Here is a 9,872-nt window from a genome sequence, read left to right on the forward strand (position 1 = left end):
ACCGCGCCGGATTGCCTGCGGTCCTGAGCACATGTCGCGAGCGTAGGGATCTGGCTCCGGGAGGGGTCCCCACGCGCCCCAGGCTGTGTCCAGCCATGGAACCAACCTCCCGAGACAGCACACCTAGGCGGCCTGGAGCATCCGCTCGAACGTGCCGTCCAGGGCCCACCGGCGAAACCGGGTGTCCAGCGTGGCCCACGGACCGTACCGCTCGGGCACGTCCCGCCAAGCCGTCCCGGTACGGAACTTGCGCACGATCCCGTTGAGCACGGTGCGGTCGTCCAGCCGTTTCCTGCCCCATAACGCGGCGGGTAATAGCGGCCGGACGAACTCCCATTCGGCATCCGACAGTTCATGTCGAGGTATCACCCGACCATGATCCACCAATCAAGATCATTTGAAGACACCGCCTAGTAGGGAGGACCCACCCTGCCGCCCCCGACTTCCTGTGCCCGGCTCGGTCGGGTAGTCGTGCCGGAGGCGAGCGGGGCGCGAGAGCTCGCCGGACCCGGCACGTCCAGTCGGCCCCGCGTCCCCGTCCCCGCGCCTTCCCGCGCCCGCGCGTGCGGGAGGGCACGGTTGCGGACGCCGGAGAGGAGCTCGTGCAGGCCGAGGCCCTCGGGGTGGAGGCGAACCGCCCTCGCATAGGCGCCGATCACAGCCAGACAGGCGGCCAGGGACAGCAGCAGGACGAGCCCGGCGACCGGATCCGCGGCCAGGCTGTAAGCCACGTCCCGGTAGCCGACCCGGCCCGCGATCTCGATGAGCGCGGAGGCGTCGGCAGGGGATGCCGGGTAGTCGGGAAGGATCGCCCCCGCGGCGAGCCATACGACCGCCAGCGGCGGACCCAGCAGCGCGGCGCGCAGGACGAGCCGGGCGGGCCCCGGCCGCCCGCCGTCAGCCGTGACCAGGTGCAGCAGCAGTACGTGCTTGCCCGGCGTCGCGCCCGTCCGCCACGGGACGACGACGAACCACAGTCCGAGGATGACCGGTGGCACCCACAGCACCGCCTCCGCACCGAGCACGACGTACGCGACGCCCGCGACGCCGCTGGTGAGCAGGCCGACGCCCGTCACGTCCAGCAGCAGCGCGAGCAGGCGGCGGCCGAAGGGGACCTTGCCGGCGGCGAGCGGGGCGAGCGCGCGGTCGTCCAGGCTGTCCAGGTCGGGCAGGGCCCGGGCCACAGGCCCGGCGGCCGCCCAGCCGAGGGCCGCGCCCGCCGTGTTGACGATGAGATCGTCGACGGCGAAGAGGCGGTACGGGCACGCGTAGAGACCCCACAGCCCGCTGTACTGGGTCAGTTCGAGGCACAGCGATCCCGCGAATCCGGCGATCGTGGCCGCAACGAGCCCGCGCCGGAAGTGGATCCGTACGAACACTCCGAGCGGCAGCAGCAGGAGCAGGTTGAACGCGGTCTGCCAGACGGCCGAGTTGTGCAGCACGAGCGCGTCGAGCGTGACCCGGTGGTGTGCCTCCTTCCAGATGTCGGCGAAGGCGGTGCCCGGCGTCAACTGCGGCTCGCGGAAGGACGGGTATGCCGCGCAGACGTCCACCGACGGCGATGGCAGCGGCACGACCGTCATGCAGAAGGCGGAGAGCGCGTAGTACCCGCCGCCGTACACCGACAGCACCCGCCAGCGGGTCATGACGCCGTGCCGCCGGTAGAGGACGATCGCCGTCGGCACGAACGTCAGTAACGCGATCGCCGGGAAGAGCAGCGCTGCCGTGCGGATCGGCAGCAGGTAGGTCTCCGTCATGGCGCGCCACTATACACAGCGATTATACGTTGCGTGTATAGAGGGCTTCTGGCCGCCGCAGGGTCGATACGGGCTATGGGCTGCAGCCCCGGCATGAGCGACGGCCTCCAGGGCAAGGGCGGCTGGTCTGTTCATGCCGCCCCCACTCGTGGGCCCGCGACCCCACACCGGAATCAGTGGCCAAACACCAGGCAGTCGCGTCACTAACCTGTCCGAACAGCACGCCTAGAGCCCGGGCCACCGCGCATAACGGCGTCGAAGACCCAGAGGTCACCTTCGGTGGCCCTTGGTCCGACTCCTCGACGCGGAAGGCGCGCTCGACGTGATCACAAGTCGGTCCACGGGCGAGGCTCGCCCCCAGTCAACGGCACCCACACCGACCCGGACGGACCGCGCTCCTCGATGTCATGCAGCACGCAGGCGCCGAGCGGGACTTCGCGGGAGAGGGCTGCAACGAGCAGGTGCTGGGCGACCATCGCCCTCAGGTCGCTGATCCGGTGTTCCAGCCTGGTGCGGGAGGCGCCGGTGAGGATGAAGAGCACGCGGGGAAAGACGGGATACCAGCGGAGCCAGGCAGGGCCGGTGGTGGTCGACCTGCGGCGGCCGACGGGCTGCGCTTCGTACTGGTACAGCCTGGCGTACTCGATCAGTTTCGCGGCGAGGCGTTCGCTGCTCATGGTGCTGCGATCGACCTCGACGAACGCGCGCAGCTTCCGCCGGTGTTCGCCCTCGACGACGGTGTAGTGCATAACGGCGTCGGCAACGAGCCGCTCGCCCTCCCCGATGGGGTGAGTTACCTCAGGGGTCCAGTCCCACGGGCCGTGCTCGTGCCCTAGTCGGCGGGCGTCTGCCGCAAACGGCAGGTGGGACCGTACGACGGTCAGTGTGTGCGGCGTCTTCAGCGATGCTGCGGTTGTCGAGGTGATGGGGTACGGCGGACGCCCCCGCAGGACCGGCAGATCGCGGGTCAGACGCGCCCCCTCCGGGGTGAGGTACCAGGCGTGCGTACGCGATCGGTTCGACTCGGGAACAGGGGTGAGGTCGACGAAGCCCGTGGAGCGCAGCGTGTTCAGCACGCGGGAGAGCAACTGGCGCGAGCCGTCCGGCCGCAGCATCTGGCGCAACTGGCCGGTCGTGGCCATGCGGTGCAGGGCGAGCGCGGTCAGGACCTGCAAGCGCAGCGGTTCAGCAGGGCTTGGAGCCAGCTCGGCGGCCGGGACACCTGATGAGGAACGGGTCATGCAGAGGAGGCAACCGTCAGCCCTCGACCCGACCCCCGACCACGAGACCCCGACCAAGGTCACGACCCAAGAACGCTCTCGTGGTCGGGGCCATGGTCGGGGATCCACGGCCCCGATCACGCGACTGCGCGAAGGGACACCCGCGACCACGACGGATCACTGGGCGGAAGCGGTCTTGGAAGAAGGGATGGCCGGTCCGCAGCAGCGGATGCTGCTGCGGGGCGTGGTGGCGAGCCACGCCATGCCGGCCATCGTGCGACAACCGGCCCGCAAGGGACCAACTCCCCAAACTGGCTGCCGCGTTCACGGGGCGGTGCGCGGAGGTCCGCTCACCGCCGGGTACTACTTCTTGGACCGCTGGGCGGCCTGCTCGAGGATGCGCCGGCGCGTCCACCGCCGACGCCCGTTCTGGCGCCCGGCATTCTCCGCGACCCCGTCCGTGGTCTTCAACAGCGGAAGGTTGCCCTGGGACAGGCTGCTGGAGAAGGAGCCGACGCTCTTGTACCCCAGCAGGGCGGCCGCCTGGCTCGCCCCCAGAAGTTCGTCGGGATCGCCGTCGACGGGAACGTCGGGCAGGGTCGGTGCCTCCTTGGCTCCGGCTCGTCTTCCGCGGCCGGGCCGGGTGGCCATCCACGCCTGCAGGGTCTGCACCTTCCAGAGCTGCCGGCGGTAAGGGTTCTCGGCCGTGCCCTTCTCTTCGACGACGTCCGGTTCGGGGAAGTAGCCGGGGTGGTCGCGCACGAAGGTAGTGACCTGGTTGGAGTTCTTGTAGCCGAGGTACCTCGAGGCGTCTGCGGCGTTGAGCAATTCCTCCGGGTCCCGGGAGGGCGGTGTGTGTTCGGCGAGTCGCGCCGGCGCGCGACGGGCGAACCATTTGGTCACCTCCGCGTGGTCCCACAGACGGGCACGGCCGCGCTTGTCGACGGGCTCGGGGAATGTCTCGCCGGAGGCGTTCTCAGCGCGCTCGGTGTACAGGCCGGTGATCCGCGCAGGCGTCAGGCCCTGTTCGGCCGCAATCTCGGCAGCGTCGGCCAGGCGAGGCTCCCGGCGCGAGGTCATGGCAGAACCGTCCGTCCTGTCAGAGGTGCGCCGGCCCGCCCGGCTCACAACGCAAATAATGGCAGGAGTTTCGGTTGGAGGTCCAGTCCGCGGTTCAAGGATTCTCGCGCGCGGCCGCGCTCACGGCTCACTCCTTGGGAATCAGGCAGACACCGCGGCGCGCGGCATCCTCGGCCATCTCCGTGTACGCCATGGCGGCCGGTGTCATCTCCCACTGGACCAGGGCCAGCAGCAGGATCACCTCGTCGCGGTCCTGTGAGGCATCACAGGGCATGCCGGCCGTCTCCGCAGCGAACATCAGGTCCGCGGTGGCCAGTCCGCCGAGGCGCTCTGCCACCTCCCGGTACAGAACCTGCAGGCCCTGCTGGTACAGCTCGTTCGCCTCGCCCAGGAACAGCACCAGGTCCTCGCCGTGGCTGGCCGGTGCCGCCGCAGCGAGGTCGAGGATGCGCTGGGTCGTCGCCATCGTCATTGAGTATCCCTCCCAGATGGGGGTGAGCGCCGGTGTGGTGGTCAGCTGCAGCCATCGCACCGGCGGCGCTGTGCAGGAACTCGCCCGGCCCGGTCCGGGCCTTGGAGTCCCATGTGGGCGGCTTGCGTAAGGCGGCGTGGACGTCGCGCTCCATCCGCTCGAAGTCCTCGGTCTCCTCAACCTCGACGCCAGGGCGACGGTCGCGCCGTCCGCCGAGGCGTTGAGGGCCTCGCGCTCGCGGGCGGTGAGCGGGGTGGGGCCACGAGTCACTCAAAGGCGGACGCACTCTTCTTCAGGCCAGCTGTTGCCCATGGGCCGAGGGCGAACCCATCACTGTTCCGTCGGACTTCCAGGGCACCCGCACCACCGAAGTGCGCGGGGACGAGCAGCTCCCGTTCATCAGCCGCCCGCCCGAGAATCCGACGGCGACTGGCCACCGCTTGTTCCGGGGCCAGGCAGGCGTTGCTGTTGCAGCAGGGGTGCAGGATCTGCACCGGGCTGTGCAGCAGATCTCCGACGAAGACCGCCCGGTCGCTCCCGGATGCGAGTCGCAGCACGGATGAGCCGGGAGTGTGACCGGGTGCGGACTCCAGGGTGAGGTGTTCGTCGATGCGGTGGAGGCTGTCCCACAGCACGGCCTGTCCGGCCTGGTGGATGGGCGCGATGCTGTCTTCGTAGATCAGGCGGTCGACCGCCTGCGCGCCGTTCCCGTACGCGTTGTCCGGACCGTAGTGGAAGTCGTCTGCGGCAGGAATGAGGTATTGGGCGTTGGGGAACGTCGGTACCCATTCCCCGTCTGCGTCGACGGTGTTCCAGCCGACGTGATCGACGTGGAGGTGGGTGTTGACGACGACGTCGATATCCTGCGGGCGAACGCCGGCCCTTGCCAGGAGGCCGAGAAAATCACCCTGACATTGGTGGAACGGCCCCATGCCCGGTCGCTCGCGCTCGTTCCCTGCTCCGGTGTCGACCAGGACGGTCCGCCCACCGCTGCGCAGCACCCAGCTCTGCAGAGCAAGCACCACCAAGTCGCTGTCCGGCTCCCAGTGGTCCGGTGCCAGCCAGTCCTCGTTGTCCTTCCATACATCGGCGCCGGTTCCCGGGAACATGCCGGAGGTGGGCAGGAACGGTTCGTGCCACTCAACGACCCGGATGACTTCGACATCCCCCAGCACCATGCTCTGCACACTTTCGTTCTCGCTCGTCACGTGATCGACCTTAAGGAAGGTCGAACGATCCTCTCAATGCGCATCCAGCTCAATAAAATACGTATCCATCTCATACTTCATACGGGAGATATCCTGGGCGGATGGATGTGGTGAGCGATGCGATCTCTGCCGTGCACCTCGGGCACCCCTGGTTCCACCGGGTGCGGATGAGCGGGAGCTGGTGCGCGCGGCTGGACCCGTATGACGGCGCGGGCTTCTACGTCGTCCTGAAGGGCAGCTGCTGGCTACTGACCGATGGCGGCGCCTCAATACCTCTGGGCGTGGGTGACGCGGTGCTGCTGCCTCATGGCACAGGCCATGTGATCGCCGATTCCCCCGTCGATGGGGCGGTCGCGGAGGAGAGGGCGGTGCCGTTCGAGCAATGGCTTGCGGGGACAGGGCCGCGAGCCCGGCCTGATCGCGACGAGACGGAGATGCTCTGCGGCAAGTACTGGCTCGACTGCAGCCGCATGCACCCGCTCATGACAGAGCTGCCTGAAGTCGTCCACCTTCCCAGCCGAGTAGGCAGCCACCTCGAACTCCGTGCCGCGATCGATCTGCTCGCCGGTGAGCTGGACGAGATGCGGCCCGGTTCCTGCGTGGCGCTCCCGAACCTGCTCGACCTCCTCCTCGTCTACATGATCCGCTCCTGGATGACCGAGACCACCAGCGGAGCCTGGCCTGGCGCACTGGGTGACCCGGTGACGGCCGCCGCCCTGCGGGCGCTGCACTCGAACCCGGCCGCGCCGTGGAGCAACGACCTCCTGGCCGCAGAGGCGGGCGTCTCCCGTCCCACCCTGGCGCGCCGGTTCACCACTCTGGTCGGCCGCCCTCCGATGGCGTACCTCACCTGGTGGCGCGTGATCCTCACCGCCACCCTGCTCCGCGACACCCAGGAAACCCTGGCCGCCATCGCCGGCCGGGTCGGCTACGGCAGCCCGTACGCACTCTCACACGCCTTCCAACGGGAGTTCGGCACTACACCGGGGCGGTATCGAGCGCAGGTTGCGGGACGATCCGCTCTCACCGAAAGCCCTCAATTGGCGTCGAAACAAACTGGCAGCGGAAACTCGGTCAGGCAGTGACTCCCACAGCCATCGCGAAACGGCATCCGCAGTCGCGTGCACAGCCACTCATTCGAAATCTGATCTGGGCAAACGCTCAACGGAATTTTACAGATGGGCGCTGATGCCAACCCGGGCCGGACGCGTATCTGGTTCACACCCCGTGAAGGCCGCCGAGTTGCAGGAAGCGGCCGCCGACTCGATGTACTGATAAGTAGGCCAGCACATCAGCGGCGCGCTGTTTCAGTGTTCTGCCGAGTCGACTCAGTTCGGGCAGTCCGGCTGGGACGCCGTGGCTGATCGTCTTGATGACGGCGGCGAGTTCGGTCTTGCCGGCGCAGCGGTCGGGTTGCCGGTAGGCGGACACGATGCGCTGGTAGGCATCCCAGGTCGCCTCGACCACGGCGTGCTCATCGGCAGTGAATACGCTGGTGAGTCGGGCGTGTTGGCGGTCGGTGAGTAGGCTGACACCGGTGCGCAGCCCTCGGCGGATGCCGTAGTGCGGATCACCGACCCGGCCGCGGTGCCCGCAGGTGTCTTGCTGGACGTGTTGGTGGTATCGGTTCAGCGCATCGCCGGCCACGGCGACAACATGAAACGGGTCCATCACCGCGACTGCGTCGGGTACTTCTTCAGCTGCGGCGGTCTTGAAGCCGGTGAAGCCGTCCATGGCCACGATCTCGATCCCGTCGCGGAACGCTGGTGTCTGGGCCTCGAGCCAGGTCTTGACCACCTGCTCGGATCGGCCTTCGACTGTGTCTGTCGCCCTCCTCGATGTCGCCGGCGCGGGCCACGCGTGCGTGCGGCAGGGCGACCGCGAGACGGGGGTCCGGGCTGTTCACGGCGAGCTGCCCGTCGATGAGGCGGGCGTTGCCGCTCAAGCGGACGTCGCCGGTGGCGGGTGCGGCGAGCAGGGGGCGGTGGACGTCGACGGCCGTCTCGGCCGCGTACATCGCCTCGACGCGGTCCAGGGCCTCGACGAGGATCACCGGCCGGGCGAGCGCGGCCAGCAGAACGGCGCTGGCCTTCAGTGTCGCGCCGCTGGCCGCGGTGCCGGGCCGGCCGAGGCTGACCGCCGCGCCGCCGCTGTCGAGGATGGAGCGCAGCAGCGGCGCGTGCGCGTGGGGGTGGGCGCCGTCCAGGTGGAGTCGATGCCGTAGGCGAGCGTGGCGGTGACCGTGTGACCGGCCTCGGCGAGGGCGGTGGCGAAGTCGCGCGCGGGTGACGGCCTGCTCGGTTGGGGAGCCGGTTGCCAGTCACGGCGACCGCGCTGTCGGTCAGCCGCGGCAGTCCGCTCGCGGCCGCGGACCCACAGGCCCAGCGGGCAGGCAGGCCCCGGTTCGGCGAGGGCGGTGGGCCACTCCTCGTCCGAGGGGATGACGAACGGGCAGGTCAGCTCCGCTTGGGCGAGTTCCTCGTGCGGCCGGTAGTGGGCCAGGCGCCCGCTGCCGTCGCCGCGGACACGCCGGTCCCACACCTCGGCCGGGGGTGAACTCGTCGAGATCGGCGGTGAGTTGACCGGGGGTGAAGTGGGCGGCGAGCGCGGCGCGTGCGGCTCGTTCGGACAGGGCGTGCGCGGGCATGGACGGCTGGCCTTTCGGGCAGGGCGCGGCACCGGCAGGCGAACCGGTGCCGCGCTGGGGCGGGCGAAGGGGGTGTGGCAGGCGGCCGACGGGAAGGGGGAGTGCAGTCGGCGGCTGCGGTGGAAGAGCCGGGCTAGGACCAGCGGGAGGCCCGCTTCTGCTCCCACCAGGCGGGTGGGCTGCCCGGTCGCCCGGCGGCCGGGCGGGACACGGCGGCGGGCTGAGGCGACGTGGGTGCGGTGACCGGGCGGGCGGCGATCGGACTGGGCAGGCTGGTCTCGGTGTAGGCGATGCGCCTGCGCAGGCTGACGCCGAGGTCGTCGACGCTCAGGTAGATGGAGTAGTCCTTGAACCCGGTGATGCGCCCCTTGACCAGGACGTTGACGCCGTCGACGAGGGATTCGGCGGCGTTGGTGGCCAGATCCCGCCAGGCGGTGCAGATGTAGGGGATTGGCTTCAGGTCACGCCACTTCTGTGCGGTGGCGTCCCACTGGGTGGGGGTCTCGGTGAGGCGGAACCGGCAGACGGCGATGCCGTCTTGGGTGAAGCGGACTTCCACGTCACTGGCGACGGTGCCGGACACGTGCGTGACGGTCGAGGTCATGCGGACGCTCCTATTAAAAATAAAAGTGTCTTTTGGTTGTGGGTCAACCCCCGTGCCGTCGCATGCTGCCGTCGTGGTGTGCGATGCGGCGGGTGAGCCGCCAGATCCACTTCTTCCACCCGGTCGGCTCCGCCGGGGCCGGCGGCGGGGTGAGGTTGTCGAACACCGTGGCGTCCTCGATCTCCACCAGCAGCGGCACCGTGCCGTCGGCCCGGACCAACTGCTCGTCGGTGGTGTCCAGATGAACGGAGATCCGTACGGCCCCGCGGTCGGCGTCGAGGTAGGCGAACACGAGGATGCCCGCGATCTCCATGCAGGGCAGGCCCTCGTCGTCAGGCCCCCGCATCGCGTGGAACACCGCCGCGCTGTTCGCCTCCGCGCACTCCTCGGCGTCCGAGAGGCTGGGATTTCGGGGCGCGATCACGCAGCGGGAGATGTCTGCGTCGTACAGCGTGTAGCCCTCGATGTCCTCCCTCGACTCGTCCAGGAGCACGAGCGGAGCACGGTGGTACTCCTCGGTGCTGAACAACGGCGACGGCAGGTGCAGACGGGGGACCGGGCTCGTCCGCAGGCCGACCGGATCGTCGTCGGTGCTGTCGCTGATGACCAGCGCCGGGGCCTGCGGTCCTTCCCGGGGAGCTTGTGCTGGGGCGGACATGGCGGTGACACGTCGCTTTCGTGAGGACCGTGGCCAGGAAAAGGCCTCGGGAAAGGGGGAGTTGGCGGCCTCCGGGCGGGGTGGCCGACAGCCGCCCCGCCCGCAGACGCTCGCTCAGCCCATCGGATAGAGCACCAGCGCGGGGATGGCGGTCCCGTACAGCTCGCGCAGGTCCTCGGGTGGCGGGCGCCTCCCCGTTGCCGGGGAGGTGGCCTCCAGGACCGGT

At 69.5% G+C, this 9,872-nt stretch carries 10 protein-coding genes and 2 pseudogenes; 2 read left to right on the forward strand and 10 right to left on the reverse strand.

Going from position 1 to position 9,872, the window contains the following annotated elements; all coding sequences use genetic code 11:
- Positions 1 to 123: 123 nt before the first annotated feature.
- The 7 genes and pseudogenes from ACTWQO_RS47980 to ACTWQO_RS48010 form a co-directional block, all read right to left on the reverse strand.
- Positions 124 to 384 carry a transposase gene (locus ACTWQO_RS47980; RefSeq protein WP_443243723.1) on the reverse strand — a complete coding sequence of 87 codons (261 nt, stop codon included), beginning with the start codon at positions 382 to 384 and terminating at the stop codon, positions 124 to 126.
- Positions 385 to 410: 26 nt separating this feature from the next.
- Positions 411 to 1,757 carry a VanZ family protein gene (locus ACTWQO_RS47985; protein ID WP_443243724.1) on the reverse strand — a complete coding sequence of 449 codons (1,347 nt, stop codon included), beginning with the start codon at positions 1,755 to 1,757 and terminating at the stop codon, positions 411 to 413.
- A 326-nt stretch (positions 1,758 to 2,083) separates the two neighbouring features.
- Complete coding sequence (locus tag ACTWQO_RS47990; RefSeq protein WP_443243725.1) at positions 2,084 to 2,998, reverse strand: replication-relaxation family protein; 915 nt, start codon at positions 2,996 to 2,998, stop codon at positions 2,084 to 2,086.
- 342 nt (positions 2,999 to 3,340) lie between these two features.
- On the reverse strand, positions 3,341 to 4,057 hold the full coding sequence (locus ACTWQO_RS47995; protein ID WP_443243726.1) for a hypothetical protein: 717 nt from the start codon (positions 4,055 to 4,057) through the stop codon (positions 3,341 to 3,343).
- 127 nt (positions 4,058 to 4,184) lie between these two features.
- Complete coding sequence (locus ACTWQO_RS48000; protein WP_443243732.1) at positions 4,185 to 4,523, reverse strand: hypothetical protein; 339 nt, start codon at positions 4,521 to 4,523, stop codon at positions 4,185 to 4,187.
- Positions 4,524 to 4,706: 183 nt separating this feature from the next.
- Positions 4,707 to 4,799: pseudogene (locus ACTWQO_RS48005) on the reverse strand (DNA-binding response regulator); the annotation flags it as partial.
- Positions 4,796 to 5,737 carry an MBL fold metallo-hydrolase gene (locus ACTWQO_RS48010; RefSeq protein WP_443243727.1) on the reverse strand — a complete coding sequence of 314 codons (942 nt, stop codon included), beginning with the start codon at positions 5,735 to 5,737 and terminating at the stop codon, positions 4,796 to 4,798. The gene ACTWQO_RS48010 and the pseudogene ACTWQO_RS48005, both read right to left, overlap by 4 nt.
- A 101-nt stretch (positions 5,738 to 5,838) precedes the next feature.
- On the opposite strand from ACTWQO_RS48010, the gene ACTWQO_RS48015 reads away from it, so the two are divergent.
- Complete coding sequence (locus tag ACTWQO_RS48015) at positions 5,839 to 6,822, forward strand: cupin domain-containing protein (protein ID WP_443243728.1); 984 nt, start codon at positions 5,839 to 5,841, stop codon at positions 6,820 to 6,822.
- 193 nt (positions 6,823 to 7,015) lie between these two features.
- Here the strand turns inward: ACTWQO_RS48015 and ACTWQO_RS48020 are convergent.
- A pseudogene (locus ACTWQO_RS48020) lies at positions 7,016 to 7,570 on the reverse strand (transposase); the annotation flags it as partial.
- On the opposite strand from ACTWQO_RS48020, the gene ACTWQO_RS48025 reads away from it, so the two are divergent.
- Entirely contained in the window at positions 7,557 to 7,961 is a 405-nt protein-coding gene (locus tag ACTWQO_RS48025; protein WP_443243729.1) for a hypothetical protein, read from the forward strand. The pseudogene ACTWQO_RS48020 and the gene ACTWQO_RS48025 sit on opposite strands and share 14 nt — an antisense overlap.
- A gap of 556 nt (positions 7,962 to 8,517) precedes the next feature.
- On the opposite strand, the gene ACTWQO_RS48030 is transcribed toward ACTWQO_RS48025, so the two are convergent.
- A complete protein-coding gene (locus ACTWQO_RS48030; protein ID WP_443243730.1) occupies positions 8,518 to 8,988 on the reverse strand; it encodes a single-stranded DNA-binding protein in 471 nt (156 codons plus the stop codon).
- A 43-nt stretch (positions 8,989 to 9,031) separates the two neighbouring features.
- Positions 9,032 to 9,646, reverse strand: coding sequence for a hypothetical protein (locus ACTWQO_RS48035; protein ID WP_443243731.1), 615 nt, complete (start codon positions 9,644 to 9,646; stop codon positions 9,032 to 9,034).
- Positions 9,647 to 9,872: the final 226 nt, after the last annotated feature.

The sequence above is a fragment of the Streptomyces sp. 4N124 genome (genome assembly GCF_052245395.1).
Classification (GTDB): domain Bacteria; phylum Actinomycetota; class Actinomycetes; order Streptomycetales; family Streptomycetaceae; genus Streptomyces.

Bases quoted from the DNA above. Each gene is read 5' to 3' on its own strand.
- ACTWQO_RS48000 (WP_443243732.1), bottom strand. From the start codon at position 4,523: ATGGCGACGACCCAGCGCATCCTCGACCTCGCTGCGGCGGCACCGGCC.
- ACTWQO_RS47990 (WP_443243725.1), bottom strand. From the start codon at position 2,998: ATGACCCGTTCCTCATCAGGTGTCCCGGCCGCCGAGCTGGCTCCAAGC.
- ACTWQO_RS48015 (WP_443243728.1), top strand. From the start codon at position 5,839: ATGGATGTGGTGAGCGATGCGATCTCTGCCGTGCACCTCGGGCACCCC.
- ACTWQO_RS48035 (WP_443243731.1), bottom strand. From the start codon at position 9,646: ATGTCCGCCCCAGCACAAGCTCCCCGGGAAGGACCGCAGGCCCCGGCG.
- ACTWQO_RS48030 (WP_443243730.1), bottom strand. From the start codon at position 8,988: ATGACCTCGACCGTCACGCACGTGTCCGGCACCGTCGCCAGTGACGTG.
- ACTWQO_RS47995 (WP_443243726.1), bottom strand. From the start codon at position 4,057: ATGACCTCGCGCCGGGAGCCTCGCCTGGCCGACGCTGCCGAGATTGCG.
- ACTWQO_RS47985 (WP_443243724.1), bottom strand. From the start codon at position 1,757: ATGACGGAGACCTACCTGCTGCCGATCCGCACGGCAGCGCTGCTCTTC.